This is a genomic window from Faunimonas sp. B44 (genome assembly GCF_052655945.1).
The window spans coordinates 359,812-384,587 of sequence record NZ_JBQYEX010000004.1 but is presented as its reverse complement, the minus strand read 5'-3'; the positions used below and the strand labels follow the sequence as shown (position 1 = coordinate 384,587).

Sequence of the window (24,776 nt, the reverse complement as noted above, 5' to 3'; positions counted from 1 at the left end):
ACCTCGCGTGCCCCTTGAGATCGTCCGCACGGCCCCTGCGTCAATGCGGCATGGCGCCGAGAGCATAGCGAGAGCAGGCGACGGCGACATCATACGCTCGCATTGGCCGGGTCGAGGCACAAATGCATTGGGGCCGCTGCGGCCGCTCCGTGGTCCGGCGGACCGCGCGGGTGGCCTGCGCTGGGTGCATGGCTCCGCCATTGCACCGGGCAGTGATCCCCCTAATTAATAAGGAAGCCATAATATAAGGTTTCGGTAATGGATCAGGGCCCGGCGGCCGATACGACGGCCAATCTCGTCTTCGAGCTCGCCCGGCTGTTCCGGCGTCGGATGGACGAGGTGCTTTCCGCCGAGCGCATCGAGGTGACCCCTGCGGAAGGGCGGGCGCTGCTGCGGATCGCGCGCGCGGAGCCCATCCGCCAGAGCGCGCTCGCGGAGCAGATGGGTGTGGAGCCCATGACGCTGTCCGGACTGCTCGACCGGCTCGAACGGGCGGGGCTGATCGTGCGTGCAACCGACCCGGCGGATCGGAGGGCGAAACTCGTCCGGACGCGACCGGAGGCGTCTGCGCTCATCGACCGTATCGAGGCCGTGGCCGGCAGGCTGCGCGAGCAGGCGGCGCACGGCCTTGGCCCGGCTGAGCGCGAGACGGCGCGTCGCGTCCTTGCCCGCATGCGGAAGAATCTCTCCGCCGAGATTCTGGAGCCTGCATGACCGCTGCAGCCCCCGTCATGACGGAGCGGAAGGCGGCAATGATCGGCGCGCTGCTGGTGGCGCTCGGGCCGATCTCGATGGCGCTCTACACGCCGGCCCTGCCGATGCTCGTCGAGGTGTTCGGCACCACCGTGTCGGCCGTCAAGCTGACGCTCACCGTCTACTTCGCCGGATTTGCCGCGGCCCAGCTCGTGTGCGGGCCGCTCTCCGACGGGTTCGGCCGCAGGCCGGTGGTGATCGGCTTCACGGCGATCTATCTTCTCTCCAGCCTGGTGGCCATGTTCGCGCCGAGCGTGGAGTGGCTGATGGCGGCCCGGCTCCTGCAGGGGATCGGTGCCGCCGCCGGCATCGCGATCTCCCGCGCGATGGTGCGCGACCTCTTCACGGGGCAGGATTCCGCCCGTGTCATGAACACGATCGGCATGATGCTCGCGGTCGGGCCGGCACTGTCGCCGACGCTCGGGGGCGTGACGCTCGAACTTTTCGGCTGGCAGGCGATCTTCGGCTTCATGGCGCTCTACGGCGCGGCGATCCTGATCGTCGTCCTGACGGTGGTCCCCGAAACGCTGGCGCAGCGCGACCCCGCGCAGCTGCGGGGTGGCCGGCTCTTCACAAGCTACGGCCTGCTGCTGCGCGACGCCCGCTTTCTCCGGCCGAGCATCATCCTCGGCTGCACCATCGGCGCGCTCTATGCGCTCGCCACCATTCTCCCCTTCATCATGATCGAGGTGGTCGGCCTTACGCCCACCGAGTTCGGCATCGGCATGCTGGTCCAGTCCGGCTCCTTCTTCGCCGGCTCGCTGATGATGCGGAGGCTCCTGACGCGGACCGGCGCGCACCGGCTGGTGCCGGTCGGCCTTGCGATGATCGGGGCGGGCGGGCTCCTTCTCGCGGTGCTGATGCATGCCATCGAACCGACCTTCCTCGCCGTCATGGGGCCGATCGGCCTCTATGCGTTCGGGATCGCCTTCACGATGCCGGCGCTGATGACGGATTCGCTCGCGCCGTTCGGGCGCATCGCCGGGGCGGCGTCGGCGCTGACCGGCTTCTTCCAGATCGGAGGCGGCTTGCTCGGCTCGGGCGCGGCGGCGCTGATGGGCGAGCCCGTGCTGGCGCTCGGGACCATCATTCCCGGCATGGCGGCCGTCGCGATCGCGACGCAGCTGCTCCTGGGGCACACCGCCGGCCGGCGAGACGAACGGACGGACGAGGAGCTGGCGAACCGCACGCCGGCGGAGTAGCGGCGTCAAAGGGTGGCGCCGGCTGCCGCCTGGCCGTCTGCAAGCGTCCGCAAGACCGCTGCGGATTCCTCGTCGGCGGGGAAGAAGGCTTCGATCGCGAGATCCGAAAGCGCGATGTCGAGCGCCGTCCCGAACACGGTCGTCGTGCCGATCAGCCGCAGCCGTCCGGGTTCCGTCTCGATCTCGAGCGGGACGGCGATCCCCGGGTCGTGCGCGTCGCGGTTCGAGTGGGGCCTCGCGCCGGGCGGCACGGGATAGGATTTCAGCTCCTCGAAGAGGCCGGTCAGGACTGCGTCGCCCGAGTTCTCGATCTGGAGGGAAAGCCTGGCGAGCACGTGCGCCCGCCATGCACGGTAGTTCAGGATCCGCGGCGCGAGCCCCACCGGGTGGAGGCTCGCCCGGAGCACGTTCACGGGCGACGCGAGCAAGTCCGGATCGATTCCCCTCAACAGGGCTGATGCGGCGCCGTTCGCGGCCAGCAGCGTCCAGTGCCGATCGACGGCGAGCGCGGGATGCGGCTCGTACCCTTTCAGGATCTGCTCGACGGAGCTGCGCACCGCCTCGAGCGCGCCTTCATCGAGGCTGCCTTCGCGGTAGGCCGGCGCGAACCCCGCCGCCGCGAGCAATGCGTTGCGATCCCGGAGCGGGATCGACAGGTGCTCCGACAGCCGAAGCACCATGCTGCGGCTCGGTTTCGCACGCCCGGATTCGATGAAGCTGAGATGGCGCTGCGAGACCTCCGCTTCGGCGGCGAGATCGAGCTGGCTGAAGCGCCTGCGGCGGCGCCAGTTCCTGATGAGGCTGCCGACATCGGACGGAGGGGTTTCCATGCCCGGAAGGATACGGGGTGTCGCGCCGCGGAGCTATTACCCCGGAGGTAATCGCCCCGGGGTGCAGCATCCCCGATGGTGCCGTGACCCCGCCGTGACCGGCGGTGAACGGAACGGAGACCATCATGTGGAAACCCAGCAAGTCCCTGCAGGCGATCCTCCTCCTCGACGCAGCGAGCTGCGCTGCCATGGGGCTCGCGCTCGTCGTGCTCGCCTCGCCCCTCGGCGCCTTCGCCGCCATCCCGGAGCGCCTCCTCTTCTGGTCGGGTTGCGTGCTCCTGCCCGTCGCCGGCGTGATCGCGATCGTTGCGCTTCGGCCCGGGGCAGGTGCGGGCGCCCGGGTCGTGATCCTCGCCAACGCGGCGTGGGTGATCGCCAGCATGGCGCTCCTTGTCGGCGACTGGTTCGTGCCGAACGGGTTCGGCGTCGCCCTCATCCTCGGCCAGGCCGGCTTCGTCGCGGTTCTGACGGCGCTCGAATGGGCGGCCCTGCCGGTCGAGGCGGGCAGGGCGCAGGGCCGGGGAGCGGCTGCATGAGGAGACGATGCCCCGCCCGCGAACGAAAGGAAACGAAATGACCGCCTATGCCGTGGCGCACCTCCGGGCCGTGTCGATGGGCCCGGAGATCGTGGATTATCTTTCCCGGATCGACGCCACGCTCGCGCCGTTCGGCGGCCGGTTCGTCGTGCATGGCGGGCGCAAGACCGTGCTCGAGGGCTGCTGGGACGGCGATCTCATCGTGATCGGCTTTCCGGACCGGGCGAGCGCGGCGGCCTGGTACGTCTCGCCGGAATACCAGGCGATCCTGCCGCTTCGGACCGCAAACAGCGAGGGCGACGTGATCCTCGTCGACGGCGTTCCGGCGGATCATCGTGCGACGGACATCCTGCAGGGATGCGCCGCCGCGCGGGGTGGCCTGCGCGCCGATAGCGACGCCGCGCAGGCCGGCTTTCCCGCTTCAGCCGAACTTCGGCTCGATGTCGACCGACCAGAGCGCCGCGTCGGAAGTGTCGCGGAGGGTGACGGTCATAACCCGCGTGTCCGCGGCGATCCTGACATGGCCGAAGAACTGCAGGCCGGCCGACGGTGGCAGGTTCGACTGCCCCTCCGGGGGCGCCTTCACGTAGCGGAGCTCCGGCCCGAAGGTGGAGTCGAGCTCGCCAGGCCCGAACGTACCGGCATGGATCGGACCCGACACGAACTCCCAGAACGGCTCGAAATCCTGGAACTCGGCCTTGTCGGGATTGTAGTAATGGGCGGCCGTGTAGTGCACGTCCGCCGTCAGCCAGACGACGTTCTGCACCCGGGCGTGCTTGATGAAGGAGAGCAGGCCCGCGATTTCCAGCTCGCGGCCGAGCGGCTTGCCGTTGCCTTGGGCGATCGCCTCGGAGCCGGCCGCGCCGCTCGCCAGCTTGTCGTTGACGATAAGGCCGATCGGCATGTCGGCCGCGATCACCTTCCAGGTTGCGCGCGACGCGGTGAGCTCGCGCTTCAGCCAGGCGAGCTGCTCGGCGCCAAGGAAGACGGTCTCCGGGCCTTCGGCCTCCTGGCGGTTCTCCGTGTTCGGGCCCCGATAGGTCCGCATGTCGAGGAAGAAGACGTCGAGGAGCGGCCCGTAGGCCACCTTGCGGTAGACGCGCTGCGGCTCGGCGAGCGTCGTCGCGATCGGCATGTATTCGTGGAACGCGCGGGCGGCGCGCGCCGCGAGCAGGCCAATCGACTTCTCCGTGTAGCGCTCGTCGGCCATGAGGCTTTTCGACGACGACCAGTTGTTGGTGACCTCGTGGTCGTCCCACTGCGTCAGGACCGGCACGGCGGCGCAGAGGGCGCGGACGTTCTCGTCCATGAGGTTGTACTTGTACTGGCCGCGGAACTCGTCGAGCGTCTCGGCGACCTTGGTCTTCTCCGGGATGAGGAGGTTCTTCCACGTCGTGCCGTCGGGCAGCGCGACCTCGTCCTTGACGGGTCCGTCGGCGTAGATGTTGTCGCCGGAATGCAGGAAGAAGTCGGGCTGGTGCTTCAGCATGGCGGCATAGCCGATCATGCCGCCGCGCGCCGTGTCGATGCCCCAGCCCTGACCGGCGGTGTCGCCCGACCAGGTGAAGGAGACGTCGCGCAGGCCGCCCGGGGCGGTTCTGAGCCGCCCGACGACGGGTTCGCTCACCGCATTGACGTCGTTGAGATCCTCGAACCGCACCCGGTAGAACACGTCCTGGCCGGCCGGCAGGTCCTCGGCCATCAGCTTGGCCGTGAAATCCGTCTCCGGAAGGGCGTCAAGCGCCGGCAGGCGCACGCTGTCCCTGAAGCTCTCCGTGGTCGACCATTCGAACCAGGCCTTCGCGGGCCTGTCGGCGCGGGCCCAGAGCACCGCCCGGTCGAACCCGATGTCGCCGGATTGCAGTCCGTGCGTGACGAGCGGACGCTGGCCGGCGCGCACGATCGCCGGGAAGGAGAGCGACGATGCGGCGGCGGACGCTCCGGTGGCGGCGGAGGCGAGCAGGAATTTTCGGCGGGAGATCGTAATCGGCATTGCGGCCCTCCATTGCTGAGGGCCGCACTCACACCACCGGCAAATGTCGGGCGCGTCACGACCGGATGACAATTCCCCGACGGATGACCGGGCGCGGGGACGGGACGAGCCGTCCCGGTTTCACCCGCTCGGCGGCTGCGCGCGAAAGCTGTCCTCGATGCGCTCGATGATCGGCGCGTAGCGCGGCTTCGACGCGGCCGGGAACTCCATCCCGAAGCCGTGGATCGTTTCCCCCCGGAAGAAGTACTTCTCGTAGAAGATGTGATCCCCGCGGTGGCCGGAAAGGACGAGCCAGCTCTCGCCGGAGGGGCTGTAGGTCACGTCCTGATAGCCTTCCGAGCCGATCAGCCGGGTCTTCAGCGAAGATGCGTCCTCGCGCTCCGCATTCGTCCAGGCATAGATCTCGAGTGTTGCGTCCTGGGCGAGGAACCGGCGGCCGTCGCCGTTCTCCGGCGGAGGAGAGGGCGTGAACACGTCCGCCGGAAAGGCGAAGCTCGTGCCGTAGCGGGCGTTCACGTAGACCTGCCAGCCCTGGTCGGCCGGCAGGAAGAGGTCCCGGTCGAGGACGGCCGGCGCGCCGGGCGCGACGGCCTGGGCGGCCGCCGGCGGGATGGCGATCGCGGGAAGGGTGGCGAGAGCCAGGGCGGCTGCGAGGAGCCGTCGGCATCGCCGGGCGCTTGCAATCATGTCGGGCTCGCCTCGGCTGCGCGTCGGCCGGTAAACGGCCGAGGCCCCGGAGGGTTCAACGGCCCGCGACGAGCGGCCGTGCCGCCTCGATCGCGGCGTGGAGATCGGCGGCGAAGATCAGCCCGTCGGGCCCGGCGCCGTAACCCATCTGCGCGAGCATCTGGCGCGGCTGCTCCTGCACCCCCGTAAGGATCACGGTGGTCCCGTGCGACCGGCAGCGCCGCACGAAATCGCGCAGTGCGCCGACCCCGGAGGCATCGATGAGCGGCACCTCGCGCATCCGGACGATGAAGACGCGCGGGTGCTGCCAGCCGCGGTCGAGCACCTCCATCAGCGTGCTCGCCGCGCCGAAGAAGAGCGGCCCGCGGAGCTGGAAAACCTCGACGCCTTCGGGCAGATCGGCGCGCTGGTCGGCGCGGGCGGCCGGCCGGGAGAAGTCATCCACCTCTCCCTCGATCGGGCTGAACCCGTGCTGCACCGTCACCACCTCGGCCATGCGGTGCATGAAGAGGATGGCGGCGAGCACCACGCCGACCTCGATCGCCACGGTGAGGTCGACGAGGACGGTGAGCGCGAAGGTGACGAGGAGCACCACCCGGTCGCCGATCGGCGCGGACATGAGGTGCCTGAACTTGTCGATCTCGCTCATGTTCCAGGCGACGACGACGAGCACGGCTGCGAGGCTCGCGAGCGGCACGTAGGCGGCGAGCGGCGCCGCCACCAGCATGAAGGCGAGCACGAAGACGGCGTGCATGATGCCGGCCACGGGCGAGCGCGCGCCGGAGCGGACGTTGGTCGCCGTCCGTGCGATCGCGCCGGTCGCCGGCAAGCCCCCGAACAGCGCGGAGGCCGTGTTCGCGACGCCCTCGGCGACGAGCTCGCAGTTCGAGCGGTGGCGACCGCCCGTCATGCCGTCCGCGACTACGGCGGAGAGCAGGCTTTCCACGCCGGCGAGGAAGGCGATGGTGAACGCGCTCGGCAGCAGTGTCGCGACGCGCTCCAGGCTCACCTCCGGGAATTGCGGGGCGGGCAGCGTCGACGGGATGCCGCCGAACACCGAGCCGATCGTGTCGAGCGGCAGGGCGAACAGCCAGACCGCGACCGAGGACAGGGTGACGGCGAGGAGGAAGGCCGGCCATTTCGGGGCGTAGCGCCTGAGGGCGAGGATCAGCGCCAGCGCGCCGAAGGAGACGACGAGCGCCGCCGGCGAGACCGTGCCGCGCGCCTCCCAGAAGGCCGGCCATTTCTCGAGGAACTCGGCCGGCACCTGCGCCATGTCGAGGCCGAAGAGATCCTTGATCTGGCTGGTGAAGATGATGACGGCGATGCCGGCGGTGAAGCCGGTCACCACCGGCTCGGGGATGTACTTGATCCAGGTGCCGAGCCGGGCGAAGCCGGCGACGAGCAGCATGATGCCGGCCATCAACGTGGCGAGCACCAGGCCGTCGTAGCCGTGCGTCTGGATGACGTTGAAGACGACCACCACGAAGGCGCCGGTCGGGCCGCCGATCTGGACGCGGCTGCCGCCAAGCGCGGAAATCAGCAGTCCGGCCACCACGACCGTGATCAGGCCCTTGTCCGGCGTCGCGCCGGAGGCGATGGCGAGCGCCATTGCAAGCGGCAGCGCGACGATCGCGACGGTCAGGCCTGCGATCGAATCCGCACGGAAATCGGCGGCGCTATAGCCCTGCCTCAGGATCGTGACGAGCTTCGGGATGAACAAGTGCCAGGTGGGAGGACGAGTCTCCGCACCGAAAACGTCGCGCATCGCCATGTCGACCTGCCCCGCACCGGCCTGCATGGGCTCGGTCCATTTCCGCTTTCTGGAACAAGCGTGGCGCAGAATTCAAGGGTCGCCGCTGCAACAGACACTGTGCCGCGCCGGCCGGAAGGGGAATTCGGGCATTCGAGTGTCGTGCCATCTTCGCAAGAATGCATCACATGATTGCAAATGTCGAGAATTCACGTAAAAGGTGTAATGGAACAAGTCATTCTGGGCGGAGAAGATGGCGCAGCAGGTCGCGATCGTTCACGGCTGGAGCGACAGCTCGGCGTCGTTTCACGGGCTGCGTGCCTTTCTCAACGAGAATGGCTTCGAAGTGACCTCGATCTGGCTCGGCGACTACATCTCGATGGACGACGACGTTCGGATTTCGGACGTCGCGAAGCGCATGAACGCCGTGATTTCAGGGCGGATTGAGAGCGGGGATCTGCGACCGCCTTTCGACCTGATCGTGCACAGCACTGGTGGACTGGTCGCTCGCGAATGGCTCGCCCGATACTACCCGACCGGCGAGAACTGCCCGGTCAAGCGGCTGTTGATGCTCGCACCCGCGAATTTCGGATCGAGGCTCGCGGCCGCGGGCAAGTCGCTCGTCGGGCGCGTGCTCTATGGTTGGGACAGATGGTTTCAGACCGGCGCCGAAATCCTGCGCGGCCTGGAGCTCGCTTCACCCTACCAGTGGGACCTCGCCTGCCGCGATCTGCTGGACCCCGCCGGAGCGGGAACCGGACCCTATGGCGGCGACAAGGTCTGGCCGTTCGTGATTGTAGGCTCCCGGGGCTATTCGTCCGGGCTGCGCCGCGCCGTGAACGAGGACGGCTCCGACGGCACGGTGAGAGCATGTGCGGCAAATCTCAATTGCGTCGGTCTCACCATCGACTTCACAGCCGGCATGACCCCCGACGTGAGGCCCTGGCACCCGCGGAACGGCGACACGGTCTTTCCGTTCGTCGTCCTGCCGGACCGGGATCATTCCACCATCGTCAGGCCCTTGCACCTGACCGACGCACCGAACGCCTCGCCGGCACTCGGTAACCATATAATCCGGGCCCTCCGGTGCGCCTCACCGGCCGAATACCACCAGATCGGCAGGGACTGGGCCGTGGACACGGAGGCGATCGCCGCGCTGGGTGGCCCGGACGGAGAAGTGAGCCGAAGGCTGGCGTTCCTGGGCGATCCGCCGCCGGCCAGCGCGTTTCACCAGTATCTTCAAACGGTGGTGGCGGTCGCGGATGATCAGGGGCTGCCGATCGACGACTATTTCCTGGAGTTCTTCGCGCCGGAAGACCAGGACGATGCTGAAGCGGTCTATTTCCAGCGCGAGGTGCTGGAGCATGTGCACGTCAATACGAGCCGGCGTGACATGCGGTGCCTGTTCATCGACCGGTCCGACCTGATGAGCGGCTATTATCCGCGCGTCCAGGACGGGCAGGAGCGCGTCGTCGCGATGAGCATATCGGCTGCGCCGGTCGGGAACAATGTGCGCCACTTCGACAGCAGCGAGGAAGGCGCACCCGGCCATCTCATCGTGCACCGCGAAGACGACGAACAGCGCGAAACGATCGGAGCGGCGAGGCTGATGCGGAATATGACCCACCTCGTCAAGATTATCGTTCCGAGGGTGCCCCAGGCGGAAGTGTTCAAGCTGACGCAATGACGGCTCGCCCGATCCTCGGCCGGGGCGTGCTGCAGGAGGCTGGGGCTCAGGCCGGCGCCGGCTCGCGGCCGAGACGCTCCTGCTGGGGCGAGCGGCCGTAGAGCTCCCGATAGCACTTCGAGAAATGCGAGGCGGAGACGAAGCCGCAGGCCACCGCGATCTCCACGATCGGCGCATCGGACTGGACGAGCAGGCTCTGCGCCCGGTCGAGCCGCACCTCGAGGTAGTAGCGCGCCGGCGAGCGGCCGAGATTGCGGCGGAACAGGCGCTCGATCTGCCGGCGGGACAGCCGGGCGAAGCGGGCGATCTCGATGAGAGAGAGCGGTTCGGCGATGTTCGCCTCCATCAGCTCGATGATGGCGAGGAGCCGCGTGTTCTGGAGCCCGAGCCGCGCCCTGAGCGGCAGGCGCTGGCGGTCGGTCGCCGATCGCATCCGGTCGGTGAGCGCCTGCTCGCAGACCCGCGCCACGACCGTGTCGTCGAGATGTTCGCCGATGATGTGGAGCATCATGTCGAGCGAGGCGGTTCCGCCGGCGCAGGTGTAGCAGTTGCCGTCGACCTCGAAGAGGTCGGCATAGACCCGCACCTCCGGGAAACGTTCGGCAAAGCCGGGCAGCGCTTCCCAGTGGATGGCGCAGCGGCGGCCGTCCAGCACGCCGGCATCCGCCAGGACCCAGGCGCCGGTGTCGAGCGCGCCGATCGCGATGCGCTGGCGGTCGAGCGCCTGCAGCCAGGCATTGAGGCTGCGGTCGCGGAAGCGTTCGACCCCCAGCGAGCCGCAGACGAAGACATGCTCCGACCGGTCGCCCGCACGCACTTGGTCGCGCGCCTCCTTCAGCGCCATGTCGACCATGATCCGGATGCCGTTCGAGGCGCGCGCCGGCTCGCCGTCGAGCGAGACGAGGCTCCAGCGATAGACGTCGCGGCCGATCATGCGGTTGGCGATCCGCAGCGGCTCGACCGCGGTCGCGAAGGCGATCATCGTAAAATTCGGGATCAGCACGAAATAGAAGTGCTTTTCCCTCGCGGCTGTCGCTTTCGCGGTTGGCGGTCCAGGCGCCTCGGTCGCTTTCAAGCCCATGTCGCCACAGGAGAATGTCGTGTCCGGGCGACGCTAGTGCGTCGGCAGGAGAGACACAATCGGTGCCGTGGCGCGGCCTGTCGGGCGCGCTTGCGACACGGCCGCGCCGCTTCCGCGATTGCCCGGAACGGCGCGCGACCGTAAACCCGGCGGATGCAGCGCTACAATATCGTCTCGCTCGTCCGCGAGGGGCTCCGCGGCCATACCGGATGGCAGCCCGCCTGGCGCTTTCCCGACCCCAAGCCGTCCTACGACGCGGTCATCATCGGCGGCGGCGGGCATGGACTGGCGACCGCGTACTACCTCGCCAAGCTGCACGGCATGTCGAGCATCGCCGTCATCGAGAAGGGCTGGATCGGCGGCGGCAATTCCGGGCGCAACACGACGATCATCCGCTCCAACTATCTCAACGACGAGAGCGCGGCGATCTATCAGCACGCGCTCGACCTCTGGGTCGGGCTCGGGCGGGAGCTCGACTACAACATCATGATGAGCCATCGCGGCGTGCTAAACCTCGCGCACGACGAAGGCGAGGCGCGGCAGCTCCGCCGGCGCGTTGAGGCGAACCGGCTGAACGGCGTCGATGCGGAGTGGCTCGAGCCGCAGGACGTGAAGGCGTTCTGCCCCCCGATCAGCATCGCGCCGACGCTGCGCTACCCGGTGATTGGGGCGACGCTCCAGCGCTCCGGCGGCGTCAACCGGCACGACGCGGTGGTCTGGGGCTTCGCGCGCGCCGCAGACGCGATGGGCGTGGACATCATCCAGCAATGCGAGGTCACCGCGATCCTGACGGAGAACGGCGCCGTGTCGGGCGTCGAGACGACGCGCGGCACGATCCGGACGCCGAGGGTCGCCTCGGTCGCGGCCGGACATACGAGCGTCATCGCCGCAATGCTCGGCATCCGCCTGCCGATCGAGAGCCACCCGCTCCAGGCGCTCGTGTCCGAGCCGGTCAAGCCGGTGATCCCCTGCGTCGTCATGTCGAACGCGGTGCACGTCTATGTGAGCCAATCCGACAAGGGCGAGCTCGTGATCGGCGCCGGCATCGACCCGTATCTGTCCTACACCCAGCGCGGCTCATTCGACATCATCGAGCACCAGATGGCGGCGCTCATCGAGCTCTTTCCCTTCGTGTCGCGGCTCAGGATGATGCGGCAGTGGGGCGGCATCGTCGACGTCTGCCCGGATGCGAGCCCGATCATCTCCAGGACGCGCGTGAAGGGTTTCTACGTCAATGCCGGCTGGGGCACCGGAGGCTGGAAGGCGACGCCCGCCTCCGGCCATGCCTTCGCCGATCTCGTCGCCCGCGACGAGCCGAACCGGATCGCTGCGCCGTTCGCGCTGGAGCGGTTCGAGAGCGGCGCGCTGGTCGCCGAGCACGGCGCGGCCGCGGTGGCGCATTGAGGCGGGAGGCGCGTTTGTCCGCGAGGCGTTCATGTTCCTGATCCGGTGCCCCTATTGCGGCGAGCGCGACCTCTCCGACTTCGCCTATGGCGGGGAGGCGCACATCGCGCGGCCGTCGGAGCCGGAGGGCCTCTCGGACGCCGAATGGGCCGGCTACGTCTTCATGCGGTCCAACCCGAAGGGCGTGCTCGCCGAGCGCTGGAACCACCAGGCCGGGTGCCGGCGCTGGTTCAACATGCTCCGGAACACCGCGACGGACGACATCCTCGCCGTCTACAGGGTCGGGGAGAGGCCGCCCGAAGTCTCGGCCGAGCTGCCGCGCACGCCCTCCGGCGAGGCCGCGATCGGCTCCGGCAACGATGCCGCGAAGCTGGTGGCGCCCGACGAAGGCGGGCGCGCATGACCCGGCAGCCGAACCGCCTACCCGCCGGCGGGCTGATCGACCGCAGCCGCACCATCCGCTTCACCTTCGACGGACGCTCCTATGCCGGCCATCCGGGCGACACGCTCGCCTCGGCGCTGCTGGCGAACGGCGAGGCGATGGTCGCGCGGTCGTTCAAGTATCACCGCCCGCGCGGGATCCTCGGGGCGGGCTCTGAGGATCCGGCCGCGCTCGTGGAGATCGTGGACGGGCTCGGCCGGGCCGATCCCAACACGCGCGCGACCGAGCAGGAGATCTATGACGGCCTCGTTGTGCGCGCGCAGAATTGCTGGCCGTCGCTCAGGCACGACCTGAACGCCTTGAACGACCTGCTCGCGCCGTTCCTGCCGGCAGGGTTCTACTACAAGACCTTCAAGGGGCCGCCGGCGGGCTGGATGCTCTTCGAGCCGCTGATCCGCCGAGCCGCAGGCCTCGGGCACGCGCCGGAGGATCCGGACCCGGATGCCTACGAGAGCGTGAACCGGCACTGCGACGTGCTCGTGGTCGGCGGCGGGCCGGCCGGGCTGATGGCGGCGCTCGCCGCCGGCCGCACCGGGGCGCGGGTCATCCTCGCCGAGGAGACTGCCGCGCTCGGGGGAAGCCTGCTCTCGGCCCCTCCGGCCGCCGTGAAGGTCGCGGATGCCGCTCCGGCCGCCTGGGCGGACGAAATGCACGCCGCGCTCGCGGCTCTTCCCGACGTCGCCGTGCTCTCGCGAACGACCGCCTTCGGATACTACGCGAACAACTTCGTCGGCCTGTGGGAGAACGTCTCAGATCACCTCCCGCCGCCGAAGCGGCCGCTCCGCCTGCCGCGCCACCGTCTTTGGCGGGTCCGCGCGAGGGAGGTGGTGCTCGCGACCGGGGCGATCGAGCGCCCGCTCGTCTTCCACGAGAACGACCGGCCCGGCATCATGCTCGCCGGCGCGGTTCGGACATACGTCCACCGCTACGGCGTCCTGCCTGGCCGCAACGTCGCGGTCTTCGCCAACAACGATACGGGCTGGCGCGCCGCTTTCGACATCGCGCAGCGCGGGGCGTCGATTGCGGCCATCGTGGACGTTCGCACGGAGGTGCCCGGCGACCTCCTTGCGGAGGCGGCGCGGCGCGGCATCCCGATCCATGCCGGTTCGACCGTCGTCGGCACCGCGGGCCGGCGCCGCATCCGCAGCATCGACGTCGCGCCGCTCGCCGCCGCGGAGGCGTCGCGCGCCGCACCGGTTCGGATCGCCTGCGATCTCCTCGCGGTCGCCGGAGGCTACGCGCCGAACGTCTCGCTGTTCTCGCAATCGCGCGGCAAGCTCGCCTACGACCCCTCCATCGAAGCATTCCGGCCGGGCCGCTCCTGGCAGCGCGAGCGCTCGGCAGGAGCGGCGAACGGCACCTTCGACCTTGCGGACGCGGTGGCGGAGGGTGCCAGGGCAGGGGCGGCGGCGGCAGAGCGCGCCGGCTTCCCCGCCGCGAGCCTCGACGTGCCGAAGGTCGATGGCTGCAGCTGGGATCAGGGAGCGATACGGGTGCTTCCCGAGCTGCCGTCCAACGTGCCGAAGCACAAGCGGCGGGCCTGGATCGACCTGCAGGACGACGTGACTGCGAAGGACCTCCGTCTCGCGGTCCAGGAAGGCTACCGTTCGGTGGAGCACGCCAAGCGCTACACCACCACCGGCATGGGCACGGACCAGGGCAAGGTCGCCAACCTCAATGCCTTCGCCTTCCTCGCTGCCGAGCGCGGCGAGTCGATCGCCGCCGTCGGCACCACGACCTACCGCCAGCCCTACAAGCCGGTCGCCTTCGGCGCGCTCGCCGGCCAGCATGTCGGCGATCATTTCGCGCCGCGCCGGGCCACGCCGATGCACGAATGGCATCGCAGGCAGGGCGCGGTGTTCGAGCCGGTCGGTGACTGGCTGCGCGCCCGCGCCTATCCGCGGCCGGGGGAGAGCTTCCACACCGCCGTCCAGCGCGAGGCGCGGGCGGCCAGACAGGCCATCGGCGTTCTCGACGCGTCGACCCTCGGCAAGATCGACGTCCGGGGCAGGGACGCCCGCACCTTCCTCAACCGGGTCTACACGAACGCCTGGACGAAGCTCGCGCCCGGGCGCTGCCGCTACGGGCTGATGCTCGGCGAGGACGGCATGGTAACGGACGACGGCGTGACCGCCTGCCTCGCCGACGACCATTTCCACATGACGACCACGACGGGCGGCGCGGCTCGGGTTCTCGGCAAGCTGGAGGACTACCTCCAGACGGAATGGCCGGACTTGGAGGTCCATCTCACCTCCGTCACCGAGCAATGGGCCGTCGCGTCGATCTGCGGGCCGGGCTCGGACCGGCTCGTGACGGATCTCTGCGACGACCTCGACGCCGATCCCGCGGGTTTCGAGTTCATGACGTGGCGGGACGCCCGTATTTGCGGCGTGCCCGTGCGGGTGTTCCGGATCTCCTTCACCGGGGAGCTCTCCTACGAGGTCAACATCCCGGCCACTTACGGCCTGTGGCTCTGGGAGGAGATCATGGCCAGGGGGGCGGCCTACGGCGTCACACCCTACGGCACCGAGGCGATGCACCTGCTGCGGGCGGAGAAGGGCTTCATCATCGTCGGGCAGGAGACAGACGGCACGGTGACGCCGCATGACCTGCGCATGGACTGGATCGTGAAGAAGAGCGGGGACTTCATCGGCCGGCGCTCGCTCTCGCGCGCCGATACCGCGGCATCCGGCCGGCGCCAGCTGGTCGGGCTGCTCACCGAGGATCCTCGGACCGTGCTCATGGAGGGCGCGCAGGTGATCGGCAGCGCGCGCGAGCCTGCGCCGCCGGTGCCGATGCTGGGGCATGTGACCTCCGCCTATTTCAGCCCGACTCTCGGCCGCTCGATCACGCTGGCGCTCGTGAAGGATGGCGGGCGCCGCATGGGCGAACGGCTCTGGGTTTCGCGTTCCGGCGCCGCCCCGGTTCCGGTGACGGTGGGCGAGACGGATTTCCTCAAAGGCGGCGAGGAGACTCCATGACGAAGGGCAGGCCGATCCCGGTGCGGCGCTCGCCGCTCCATCACCGCCGGGCCATCGAGGCCACGGCGGGCGCGGTGCGGATGTGCGAGCGGCGCTTTCTCGGCAAGTACATCCTGCGGGCGGACGGCGGCACAGCGGGGCCCCTTCTTCATACGGCGCTCGGCCTCGACCTGCCGCTGGAGCCGCTCGCCAGCTCCGTTGCCGGCGACACCGCATGGTTATGGATGGGCCCGGACGAATGGATGCTCGTCACCGCCCCGGGCGACGGATTCGAGCGGGCTGAGGCGGCGCGGGCTGCCCTCGACGGCGAGCGCCACCAGCTGACCGACGTCGGCGACTACTACACCGCGATCGAGGTCGCCGGCCCCCGTTCCCGCGATCTCCTGATGAAGCTCACCACGCTCGACCTCCACCCGCGCACTTTTGCGGCCGGCATGGTGGCCGGCTCCATGTTCGGCCGGGTCAATGCGCTGCTGTGGCTGAAGGGCGACGGGCTTGCGGCCGGGCCGGTATTCCAGCTCTTCATCCGCTGGTCGCATGCCGACTACCTGTGGTGCGTGCTCGCGGCCTGCGGCCGCGAATGGGGCATGCCGCAGGAAGTGCCGGTGAAGGGCGAGACGCTCGTCGTCGGCTGAGCGGGACGCCTCATTCCACCGTGCGGCGGATGCGGCCGCGTCGGCGGCGGCCCCCCTCCGTGCCGTCCCCGCCATCGCTCTTCCGCGCCGGCAGCGGCACCGCGGCGGCGAGGTTGGGAAACGCGTGGACCTTGTTCGGGAACGCCATCGCCGCCACGAAATGCTCCTGGAAGCGCGGCTCGAGCGCCGTCTCGATCTTCTCGATGCGGCGGACGAGCGCCTCGATCTCGCGCCGGTAGCCGCGGTTGAGGAGCGCCATGCGGGCGCCGGTGCCGGCGGCGTTCCCGACGCCGGACACCTTGTCGAGCGCGCAGTCTGGCACGAGCCCGATCACCATCGCGTATTTCGGGTCGATGTAGTTGCCGAACGCGCCGGCGAGCTTGATCCGGTCGACGGTCTCGATGCCGATCTTGTCCATCAGGAGCCGGACGCCGGCGTAGAGCGCGGCCTTGGCGAGCTGGATGGCGCGGACGTCGGTCTGCAGGATGCGGAGCTCCCGCGTCCCGCGCGCGGGGTCGGCCTTCCAGAGCACGTAGGACCAGGTGCGGCCGTGCTGGACGATGCGGTCGCTGCGCGCCGCGAGCGCGCCGTCAATGACGCCGTCCTCGTCGATGATGCCGGCCAGGTACATCTCGCCGATTACCTCGATGATGCCCGAGCCGCAAATGCCCGTGACGCCGAGATCCTCCACGACCCGTGCGAAATCCGGTTCGTCTGACCAGGTATCGTCGCCGATCACCTTCACCTTCGGCTCGAGCGTCGCGGGATCGATGCGGACACGTTCGATCGCGCCCGGCGCGGCGCGCTGCCCGCTCGAGATCTCGGCGCCCTCGAAGGCCGGCCCGGTCGGCGAGCTCGCCGCGAGAAGCCGGTCGCGGTTGCCGAGCACGATCTCGGCATTCGTGCCGACGTCGACGAGCAGCGTGATCTCGTCCGACTTCTGCGGCCCTTCCGCGAGCGTGGCGGCGGCGGCGTCGGCGCCGACATGGCCGGCGATGCAGGGCAGCGTATAGATGCGCGCGCCCGGGTTGACCGGCAGGCCGAGCTCGGTCGCGGGAAAATCGAGCGCGCCGGAGATTGCGAGCGCGAAGGGCGCGCCGCCGAGTTCGGTCGGGTCGATGCCGAGAAAGAGGTGGTGCATGATCGGGTTGCCGACGAACACCGCCTCCACGATGTCGTCCGCCTCGATGTCCGCCTCGGCGGCGACCTTGGCGATCAGGACCGCGATCGCCTCGCGCACGGTCTTCGTCAGCGCCTCGCGGCCGTCCGGGTTCATCATCACGTAGGAGACCCGGCTCATCAGGTCCTCGCCGAACCGGATCTGCGGGTTCGGCGCCCCGGCGGAAGCCAGCACGCGGCCGGAGAGGATAGACGTCAGGTGGCAGGCGATCGTCGTCGAGCCGATATCGACGGCGAGGCCGCACGCGACGTTGTGGAGGCCCGGCCAGAGCGCCACCACCTGCGGTCCGCGACCGTCGTCATGGACCGCGGCCGTGACCTTCCACTCACCGGCCCGCAGCACCTTCTGAACCTTCGGCAGCAGGCGGAAGTCGATCCTCGGCGCGTCGAGGCGCCATTCGCCGGCGAGTGCAGCGAGCAGCCGGTCGGCATCCCCGAGCGGCTTGTGCATGTCGGGCTCGTCGAGCTCGACGTAGCAGAGCCGGGTCGCGGGATCGCGCTCGATCGCGCGTGTCTCGGCCCGCTTGCGGACGAGCTGCCGGTTGATCTGCACGTCCTGCGGCACGTCGACCACGAGATCGCCGAGTACGAGCGCCTGGCAGGAGAGCCGTCGCTCCGGCTGCAGGGCCCCCCGCTTCGTCACGTAACGCGCTTCGGTATCCGAGAATGCGGAGAGGTGATCGTTGGACGACGTGATGCCGTGCTTCGGGAACTGGCCCTCGGCGACCTGGATCTGGCAGCGCCCGCAGATTCCCCGGCCGCCGCACACCGATTCGATGTAGACGCCGAGCGAGCGCGCGGCATCGAGCACCGGCGTGCCCACCGGGAATCGGCCCCGCCGCCCCGAGGGCATGAAGAGAACCAGCGCGTCCTTCGGATGTGCGGTCATGCGATGCAGCCCGGCTGGCGCACCTGAGAGGCACGGCGCAAGCCAGAGTCGAATGCGGGGGCCCGTCGGAGGAGTTCAGGAAACATCAGGACCGTTCTCCTGCAGCCGGTTCCGGCGGCGACGTTCGCGTCCCCCTCCCCCTCGTGGGGAGGGGTTAGGGGAGGGGCTTTTCAGATAAGGCCGAAGCGCGTCCTCGATCGTGGCGAAGGCGGCCGCAGATCCGGCGAGCACCTCCGAATCCCGGACTCGGATCACGTGGAATCCTTCCGCGCTCAGGAACCGGTCCCTGACTGCGTCCCGTTCCGCTCGGCCAGCCAGATCGTGCGACGCTCCGTCGATCTCGATCACGATCCGTGCAGAGAGCCAGGCAAAATCGACGACGTAGGGGCCGTTCGGTGCCTCGCGACGGAAGTGCGCGCCGTACTGTCGAAAGCCGCGGAGATGGGCCTGCGTCGCCTTCTCTCCGAGAGTGCTACCCTTCCGCAGCGTCCTCGCTCGTCCGCGGACCTGCGGGTCGATATCGGTGCGGGGCATTGCTTCCTCTCATGGTGGGGCTGGTCGCCCTCAGGCTCTTCACCCCTCCCCCAGCCCCTCCCCACGAGGGGGAGGGGAGTGGTGCCGATGGGTAGGCGCCACCTTCCTCATCCAGCGACCCGTCCGCGGCGGGCCTCGCGGCCGCCGCGGCGCCGGCCGCCGCCCGCCTCGGCCGGTGCGGGCACGGCCTCGCCGCCGCCCGCGGAGGAAGCCGACGGCGCGTGATCGCGATAGGTGCGGATCCAGGTCATGCAGTCGCGGTCGGTGCCCATCAGGACGTTGGCGCCGCGCACGGCTTCCATCTCCTGCGCGCGGAGCGGGTTCATGATTGCCGAGGTCATGCCGGAGGCGATCGCCATCGGCAGGAAGGCGGCGTTGATGCCATGCCGGTGCGGCAGCCCGAATGAGATGTTGGAGGCGCCGCAGCTCGTGTTGACCTTCAGCTCCTCGCGGAGGCGCCGGACGAGGGCGAAGACCTGCAGGCCGGCCGTGCCCATCGCACCGATCGGCATGACGAGCGGGTCGACCACGATGTCGTGCGGCTTGATTCCGTAGTCCGCGGCGCGCTCCACGATCTTCTTGGCGACGGCGAAGCGGACGTCCGGGTCCTCGGAGATCCCGGTCTCGTCGTTCGAGATCGCGATCACCGGAACGTCGTACTTCTTGATGAGCGGGAGGATTGTCTCGAGGCGGTCCTCCTCGCCGGTCACCGAGTTGACCAGCGGCCGGCCGATCGCGACTTCCAGCCCCGCTTTCAGCGCCTCCGGGACCGAGGAATCGATGCACAGCGGCACCTCGACGAGGCTCTGGACGAGCTCCACGGTCTCGCGGAGGAGCGGCGGCTCCGTCTCGTTCGGGTTGACCGCGGTGACGCCGGCATTGACGTCGAGCACCATCGCCCCCGCCGCGACCTGGTCGAGCGCGTCCTTCGCGACCGTCTCGAAATTGCCGGCGATCACTTCGGCCGCCAGCTTCTTGCGCCCGGTCGGATTGATGCGCTCGCCGATCACGCAGAAGGGCTGGTCGAAGCCGATGACGACCTCGCGGGTCGCGGAAGCGAGAACGGTTCGGGTCATGGATTTGCCTGTCGACGTGCTAACATAAAGATGTCTTTATATGCAAATATCCTGCGCTTCAAGCCGTCGCAGTCTTGGCCGGGCCGGGCGGGTCACGGCGGGTCCGTCGCAGGGGATCGCAGCTGCCTCAGCCGTTCCGACACGCGCGCCTCGTCGGGCGCCGGCTCGCGGCGCCACGGGCGGCGGCCACGGAGCACGCCGGATTCGTGGACGATCTCCGCGACCAGTTCCTCCTGCCGGTAGGCCATGACGTGGACGCCGGAGACGCCGGGGATTTCCTTCACTTCCTCCATGATCTCGATGCAGATCCGCTTTCCCTCCTTCTTCTGATCTGCCGAGCTCTCGAGCCTGCGGACGACCGGATCCGGGATGTGGGTGCCCGGCACGTTGGCGCGGATCCACCGTGCCGCGCGCGCGGAGGCGAGGGGTCCGACCCCGACGAGGATGAAGCTGGATCGGTCGAGCCCGAGATCGCGGACGCGGTCCATGAACTGCCGAAGCATGGGGACGTCGAAGCAGTACTGCGTCTGCACGAACTGGGCGCCCGCCGCGATCTTCTTGGCGAGCCGCAGCGGCCGGAACGCGAAGGGCGGGGCAAACGGGTTCTCAGCCGCGCCGAGGAAGAGATGAGGCGGCGAGGTGATGGGGCGCCCGGACAGGAAGCGGGCTTCGTCCCGCATGGTGCGGACGGTCTGGAGCAGCGAGATCGAATCGAGATCGAACACCGGCAGCGCGCCCGGCTGATCGCCAACCTGAACGCCGTCTCCCGTCAGGCAGAGGACGTTCGCCACGCCCATTGCCGCGGCGCCGAGCACGTCGCCCTGGATGGCGATGCGGTTGCGGTCGCGGCAGGCCACCTGGAGGACGGGGGCGTAGCCCATCCGCGTCAGCAGGGCGCTGATGCCCACGGACGACATGTGGCAGTTGGCCCCCGACGCATCGACGGCGTTGATCGCGTCGGTCCAGCCCTCGAAGATCGCCGCGCGGTCGTAGACATCCTGCGGATCGGCCGAATCGGGCGGGTTGAGCTCGGCCGTCACCGCGAACTCGCCGCGTCTCAGAACGCGTTCCAGGCGACCGCGCGAGCTGTGGCCCGGCAGCGGGTCGAGCGGCAGACCGGGATCGCGCGGGTTCACGTCGGGGTCGTTCATGCGCCCTCCGCGCGCCGCTCCGCCGCTTCGGCGGTCGTGCGCAGCCATGCGGAGGTCTCGCGCAGGCTGTGGTCGACCGGCTTCTGGAGCGCGAGAATGGCGTCGCCACCCGCCATCCGGCGGCTGCCCTCCCACGCCTGGACCCAGACGCACGGCATGTCGGGCTCCACCTCGCAGCGCCCGTCCGCCCGCACGCCCCCGCATGGCCCGTTCCGCAGGCGTTTCGGGCAGTTCATCGGGCACGACATCCCGGTCGCGGACAGGATGCACTGCCCGCACATCCGGCAGTCGAAGAGAAAGCCCTTCACCCGGCGCTCGACCGCCTTTACCGGCGCTTCGGCCCGGTCATATCCGATCCGGAGCCAGAGCGGATGAAGCTTCAGGAAGAGGGCGGCGAAGCGCTCGTAGACCTTCTCCAGGACGTCCGCATGGCGGATGGACCAGAGGCGGACGGTGAAGCGCGAGCGCAGCCGCCGGGTAACCGTGACGTGGGACGGACGGTAAGGCTCCGTCGTCCCCCGGCTAGCGGCTTTCCCAGCCGCCGTTCTCGACCAGTTCCCGAAGCCGATCCGGGCCATACGCGCTCTCCAGCCGGGCAAGAGCTTCGGTCGCTTCCTGCTCCAGGTCGTCGCCGCAAGGGTCGGGGGCGCCCCGGCGCCACTCGGCGAGGTAGGAATCCGTGTCGCGAGCGCCGCTCTTCATCGCGCAGCGGTCGACCGCCTGGATGAAACGTTCGGGCAACTCCCGCTTGGCCGATTTCCGACCGGCCTTGACGATGACCTGGGTCGGGATATCGCGCCAGTAGAGGATGATCCGATCCGCCATTCCGCTGCTTCCCTCATGCTAACAAGCGCCTATCGCGCCGGAAGCGCTTCACCGCGACGTGCCGCATCCGAACCGCGACCATGGCGCGAGAATACGGTTGCGCTGCGGCGTCGGGTACTTACCTTGCGCGCATGCCGCTCACCAGCACCACCGTCGTCCGCGCCACGGCCGGTCTCCTCCTCCTTGCGCTTCTCGTGCTTCTGGCGATCGTCGGGACGGCGCTCTGGCTGGTGGACCGGACCGACACGCTCGCCGACGAGCTCGTCCACTGGCAGGAATTCCGGCGCGCGGCACGGAACGTCTCGGTCACGGTGCTTGAGGCGGAGAGCAGCGAGCGCGGCTACCTGCTCACGCACGAGGAGAGATACCTGCAGCCGTACACCGCGGCCATCGAACGCGTGCGCGGCGAGATCGCAATTCTCCGCGACCGCGCGCGCAACGTCCCGCAGTACCAGGAGCGGATCGAAGTCCTCGCCGACACCGTCAGGCAAAGGTTCGAGGCGATGGCCGAGATCGTGGCGCTGATGGAGCAGGGGCGCGGCGAAGAGGCGATGGCGCTGCTGCGCACCGACCGCGGCAAGGCGCTGATGGAATCGATCCGCGGCATGTCGAGCGAACTCATCGCGGAGGTCGACGAGCGCCTGCGGGTCAATTCCGTGGCGATGCTGGCGAGCGCCAGCCGGCTGACCTGGGTGCTCGTGATCGGCGCGGGGATGATCGTCGCGGTCGTCGGCGGCTCGGTCCTGATCGCGCTCGGCTACACCCGCGATCTCGAGCGGAGCCGCCGCGAGGTGGAGGCTCTCAACGCCTCGCTGGAAGAACGGGTCAGGGAGCGCACGAGCGACCTGGCGCGCGCCAACGAGGAGGTCCAGCGCTTCGCCTATATCGTGAGCCACGACCTGCGCGCCCCGCTCGTGAACATCATGGGCTTCACGAGCGAGATGGAGACCGGCATCGCGGCGATTCGCGACTATCTCGCACAGGCCGAGCTCGACGAGGAGGATATGGCGGCGCGCGACGCCAAGCTCGCGATCGAGACCGAGCTTCCCGAGGCGATCGCCTTCATCCGCTCCTCGACCGGCAAGATGGACGGCCTGATCAGCGCCATCCTGAAACTCTCAAGGGAGGGCAGGCGCGTCCTCACGCCGGAGCGGGTCGACGTCGAGGCGATCGTCGGTACGGCTGCGGACAGCGTGCAGCACCAGCTTGTCGAAACCGACAGCGAGATCGAGGTCGAACGCCCGCTTCCCGGCATCGTCACCGACCGCATGGCGCTGGAGCAGGTTTTCGGGAACCTCATCGACAATGCGGTCAAGTATTTGGCGCCCGGCCGCCCGGGGCGCATCGTGATCCGCGGCCGCGAAACCCGCTTCGGCGTGGTCTATGAAGTCGAGGACAACGGGCGCGGGATCGCCGAGACGGACCGGGAACGGGTGTTCGAGCTCTTTCGCCGCGCCGGTGCGCAGGACAAGCCCGGGGAGGGCATCGGCCTGCCGCATGTCCGCACGATGGTGCGCCGCCTCGGCGGCGAAATCGACTTCGAATCCGAGCTTGGACGGGGGACGACCTTTCGGGTAAGCCTCCCCAGGGTCCTCGCCCAGCCGACCAAGGAAGCAGCCTGATGAACAATGCCAAGCCCGTAACGATCGTGATGGTCGAGGACGACGAGGGCCATGCGCGGCTGATCGAGCGCAATATCAGGCGTGCCGGCGTCAACAACGAGATCAAGGCCTTCTCGGACGGGACCTCGGCGCTGGAGTTCCTGCTGGGCCCCGACGGCAGCGGCGAGGTCAGCCGGCACCGGGCCATGCTGGTCCTGCTCGATCTCAACCTTCCCGACATGACCGGGATCGACATCCTGGCCAAGGTCAAGTCGAACGAGCACACCCGCGTCGCTCCCGTCGTGGTGCTCACGACGACCGACGACCAGCGCGAGATCCAGCGCTGCTACGATCTCGGCGCCAACGTCTACATCACCAAGCCGGTGAATTACGAAGGCTTCGCCAACGCGATCCGGCAACTCGGGCTGTTCTTCGCCGTCATGCAGGTGCCGGAGACCGTCTGATGCAGCAAAGGGGCGTTCGCGTCCTCTACGTCGACGACGACGCCGGGATCGCCCGGCTCGTGCAAAAGTCGCTCGAGCGACGCGGCTATCTGGTGGAGACCGCGCCGGACGGGCTGCAGGCCATGGCGCGCGTTCGCGAGGGCGGCGTCGACGTGATCGGGCTCGACCACCACATGCCTCGCCTGAGCGGGCTCGATTTCCTGAAGGAGCTCCAGGCGATCGCCGATCCCCCGCCGGTGGTGTACGTGACGGGATCGGGGGACACCCGGGTCGCGGTCGCCGCTCTGAAGGCCGGCGCCGCGGATTACGTCATCAAGGACGTTCAGGGCGATTTTCTCGAGCTTCTCGGAGCCGCCATCGACGGCGCCCTGCACCAGGCGCAGCTCCGCCGCGAGCGCGATGCCGCGGAACGCGCGGTGCGCGAGGCGCGCGACCGCGCCGAGATGCTGCTTCGCGAGGTGAACCATCGGGTGGGCAACAGCCTGGCGCTCGTGGCGGCCCTCGTCCGCATGCAGAGCTCCGCCGTGCGCGACCCGGCCGCGGCCGAGGCGCTCAAGGAGACGCAGGCGCGGATCTCCGCGATCGCCGGGATTCACCGTCGTCTCTATACGTCCGACGACGTGCGCTTTGTCGACGCCGGCTCCTATCTCCGCCATCTCGTGGAGGAGCTGGAGGCGGCGATGCGCGATTCCGGCCGGCCGCACGCGATCCGGACGGAGATCGAGAACGTGCCGGTGCCGACCGACAAAGCCGTCTCGATGGGCGTCGTGGTCACCGAACTCGTCACCAACGCCTACAAGTACGCCTATCCGGAAGGGGAGGCAGGCGAGATTCGGGTACGCCTCACGAGGCCGGATCCGGACAGCGTGTGCCTCGTCGTCGAGGATGACGGCGTCGGGCTGAACGGCTCCGCGCAGCCGCGCGGCACGGGTCTCGGCTCACGCATCGTGGACGCCATGGCGGTCAATTTGCGGTCGCAGGTCGAGGTCGACCCGGCCCATTCCGGCACGCGGGTGATGATAACCTTCGGCCTCTGAATCGCTGCCGCCCGGCTCCCCGGGCGGCAGTCGGCT

22 protein-coding genes and 1 pseudogene are annotated in these 24,776 nt (G+C 69.1%); 12 read left to right on the top strand and 11 right to left on the bottom strand.

Annotated features, from left to right (window positions below):
• Window positions 1-258: 258 nt before the first annotated feature.
• Window positions 259-714, top strand: a complete 456-nt coding sequence (locus ACUN0C_RS10760) for a MarR family winged helix-turn-helix transcriptional regulator (protein WP_445466351.1) — start codon at window positions 259-261, stop codon at window positions 712-714.
• Entirely contained in the window at window positions 711-1,955 is a 1,245-nt protein-coding gene (locus ACUN0C_RS10755; RefSeq protein WP_445466350.1) for a multidrug effflux MFS transporter, read from the top strand. Before ACUN0C_RS10760 ends, ACUN0C_RS10755 begins: the two co-directional genes overlap by 4 nt.
• Window positions 1,956-1,960: 5 nt before the next feature.
• On the opposite strand, the gene ACUN0C_RS10750 is transcribed toward ACUN0C_RS10755, so the two are convergent.
• Window positions 1,961-2,785, bottom strand: a complete 825-nt coding sequence (locus tag ACUN0C_RS10750) for a helix-turn-helix domain-containing protein (protein WP_445466349.1) — start codon at window positions 2,783-2,785, stop codon at window positions 1,961-1,963.
• 125 nt (window positions 2,786-2,910) lie between these two features.
• On the opposite strand from ACUN0C_RS10750, the gene ACUN0C_RS10745 reads away from it, so the two are divergent.
• Window positions 2,911-3,321 (top strand): hypothetical protein, encoded by a 411-nt coding sequence (locus ACUN0C_RS10745; protein WP_445466348.1) that lies wholly within the window; start codon window positions 2,911-2,913, stop codon window positions 3,319-3,321.
• 7 nt (window positions 3,322-3,328) lie between these two features.
• Window positions 3,329-3,631 (top strand): annotated as a pseudogene (locus ACUN0C_RS10740) (DUF1330 domain-containing protein); the annotation flags it as partial.
• A 111-nt stretch (window positions 3,632-3,742) separates the two neighbouring features.
• Here the strand turns inward: ACUN0C_RS10740 and ACUN0C_RS10735 are convergent.
• The 3 genes from ACUN0C_RS10735 to ACUN0C_RS10725 all read right to left on the bottom strand — a co-directional run bounded on the left by ACUN0C_RS10735 (window position 3,743) and on the right by ACUN0C_RS10725 (window position 7,775).
• Entirely contained in the window at window positions 3,743-5,314 is a 1,572-nt protein-coding gene (locus ACUN0C_RS10735) for an alkaline phosphatase D family protein (protein ID WP_445466347.1), read from the bottom strand.
• A 120-nt stretch (window positions 5,315-5,434) separates the two neighbouring features.
• Window positions 5,435-6,001 carry a hypothetical protein gene (locus ACUN0C_RS10730; RefSeq protein WP_445466346.1) on the bottom strand — a complete coding sequence of 189 codons (567 nt, stop codon included), beginning with the start codon at window positions 5,999-6,001 and terminating at the stop codon, window positions 5,435-5,437.
• Window positions 6,002-6,056: 55 nt separating this feature from the next.
• Entirely contained in the window at window positions 6,057-7,775 is a 1,719-nt protein-coding gene (locus tag ACUN0C_RS10725; RefSeq protein WP_445466530.1) for a SulP family inorganic anion transporter, read from the bottom strand.
• Between the two features lie 232 nt (window positions 7,776-8,007).
• Here ACUN0C_RS10725 and ACUN0C_RS10720 point away from each other — a divergent pair, with 232 nt between their 5' ends.
• Window positions 8,008-9,441, top strand: a complete 1,434-nt coding sequence (locus tag ACUN0C_RS10720; RefSeq protein ID WP_445466345.1) for an esterase/lipase family protein — start codon at window positions 8,008-8,010, stop codon at window positions 9,439-9,441.
• 46 nt (window positions 9,442-9,487) lie between these two features.
• On the opposite strand, the gene ACUN0C_RS10715 is transcribed toward ACUN0C_RS10720, so the two are convergent.
• Window positions 9,488-10,522, bottom strand: coding sequence for a GlxA family transcriptional regulator (locus ACUN0C_RS10715; RefSeq protein WP_445466344.1), 1,035 nt, complete (start codon window positions 10,520-10,522; stop codon window positions 9,488-9,490).
• A 153-nt stretch (window positions 10,523-10,675) separates the two neighbouring features.
• On the opposite strand from ACUN0C_RS10715, the gene ACUN0C_RS10710 reads away from it, so the two are divergent.
• The 4 genes from ACUN0C_RS10710 to ACUN0C_RS10695 are packed head-to-tail and all read left to right on the top strand — an operon-like array spanning window position 10,676 to window position 15,984.
• The gene (locus ACUN0C_RS10710) at window positions 10,676-11,926 is read left to right on the top strand and encodes a sarcosine oxidase subunit beta family protein (RefSeq protein ID WP_445466343.1); all 1,251 of its coding nucleotides are present in this window, start codon (window positions 10,676-10,678) and stop codon (window positions 11,924-11,926) included.
• A gap of 31 nt (window positions 11,927-11,957) precedes the next feature.
• Window positions 11,958-12,329 (top strand): sarcosine oxidase subunit delta, encoded by a 372-nt coding sequence (locus tag ACUN0C_RS10705; protein ID WP_445466342.1) that lies wholly within the window; start codon window positions 11,958-11,960, stop codon window positions 12,327-12,329.
• Window positions 12,326-15,349, top strand: a complete 3,024-nt coding sequence (locus ACUN0C_RS10700; RefSeq protein WP_445466341.1) for a sarcosine oxidase subunit alpha family protein — start codon at window positions 12,326-12,328, stop codon at window positions 15,347-15,349. Before ACUN0C_RS10705 ends, ACUN0C_RS10700 begins: the two co-directional genes overlap by 4 nt.
• Complete coding sequence (locus ACUN0C_RS10695) at window positions 15,346-15,984, top strand: sarcosine oxidase subunit gamma (protein ID WP_445466340.1); 639 nt, start codon at window positions 15,346-15,348, stop codon at window positions 15,982-15,984. Before ACUN0C_RS10700 ends, ACUN0C_RS10695 begins: the two co-directional genes overlap by 4 nt.
• A 10-nt stretch (window positions 15,985-15,994) precedes the next feature.
• Here ACUN0C_RS10695 and ACUN0C_RS10690 read toward each other — a convergent pair whose 3' ends face one another.
• The 6 genes from ACUN0C_RS10690 to ACUN0C_RS10665 form a co-directional block, all read right to left on the bottom strand.
• Window positions 15,995-18,052, bottom strand: a complete 2,058-nt coding sequence (locus ACUN0C_RS10690; RefSeq protein ID WP_445466339.1) for an ASKHA domain-containing protein — start codon at window positions 18,050-18,052, stop codon at window positions 15,995-15,997.
• Window positions 18,053-18,127: 75 nt separating this feature from the next.
• Window positions 18,128-18,586 carry an endonuclease domain-containing protein gene (locus ACUN0C_RS10685; protein WP_445466338.1) on the bottom strand — a complete coding sequence of 153 codons (459 nt, stop codon included), beginning with the start codon at window positions 18,584-18,586 and terminating at the stop codon, window positions 18,128-18,130.
• Window positions 18,587-18,693: 107 nt separating this feature from the next.
• A complete protein-coding gene (locus tag ACUN0C_RS10680) occupies window positions 18,694-19,662 on the bottom strand; it encodes a methyltetrahydrofolate cobalamin methyltransferase (RefSeq protein ID WP_445466337.1) in 969 nt (322 codons plus the stop codon).
• Window positions 19,663-19,754: 92 nt separating this feature from the next.
• Complete coding sequence (locus tag ACUN0C_RS10675) at window positions 19,755-20,813, bottom strand: methylenetetrahydrofolate reductase (protein WP_445466336.1); 1,059 nt, start codon at window positions 20,811-20,813, stop codon at window positions 19,755-19,757.
• Window positions 20,810-21,391, bottom strand: coding sequence for a methylenetetrahydrofolate reductase C-terminal domain-containing protein (locus tag ACUN0C_RS10670; protein WP_445466335.1), 582 nt, complete (start codon window positions 21,389-21,391; stop codon window positions 20,810-20,812). The genes ACUN0C_RS10675 and ACUN0C_RS10670 overlap by 4 nt, the downstream gene beginning before the upstream one ends.
• A complete protein-coding gene (locus tag ACUN0C_RS10665; protein ID WP_445466334.1) occupies window positions 21,336-21,638 on the bottom strand; it encodes a virulence factor in 303 nt (100 codons plus the stop codon). The genes ACUN0C_RS10670 and ACUN0C_RS10665 overlap by 56 nt, the downstream gene beginning before the upstream one ends.
• Before the next feature lie 80 nt (window positions 21,639-21,718).
• Between ACUN0C_RS10665 and ACUN0C_RS10660 the strand changes: the two genes are divergently transcribed.
• The 3 genes from ACUN0C_RS10660 to ACUN0C_RS10650 are packed head-to-tail and all read left to right on the top strand — an operon-like array spanning window position 21,719 to window position 24,740.
• The gene (locus ACUN0C_RS10660; RefSeq protein ID WP_445466333.1) at window positions 21,719-23,260 is read left to right on the top strand and encodes a sensor histidine kinase; all 1,542 of its coding nucleotides are present in this window, start codon (window positions 21,719-21,721) and stop codon (window positions 23,258-23,260) included.
• The gene (locus tag ACUN0C_RS10655) at window positions 23,260-23,703 is read left to right on the top strand and encodes a response regulator (protein ID WP_445466332.1); all 444 of its coding nucleotides are present in this window, start codon (window positions 23,260-23,262) and stop codon (window positions 23,701-23,703) included. Before ACUN0C_RS10660 ends, ACUN0C_RS10655 begins: the two co-directional genes overlap by 1 nt.
• A complete protein-coding gene (locus ACUN0C_RS10650) occupies window positions 23,703-24,740 on the top strand; it encodes a response regulator (RefSeq protein WP_445466331.1) in 1,038 nt (345 codons plus the stop codon). The genes ACUN0C_RS10655 and ACUN0C_RS10650 overlap by 1 nt, the downstream gene beginning before the upstream one ends.
• The last annotated feature ends 36 nt before the right edge of the window (window positions 24,741-24,776 follow it).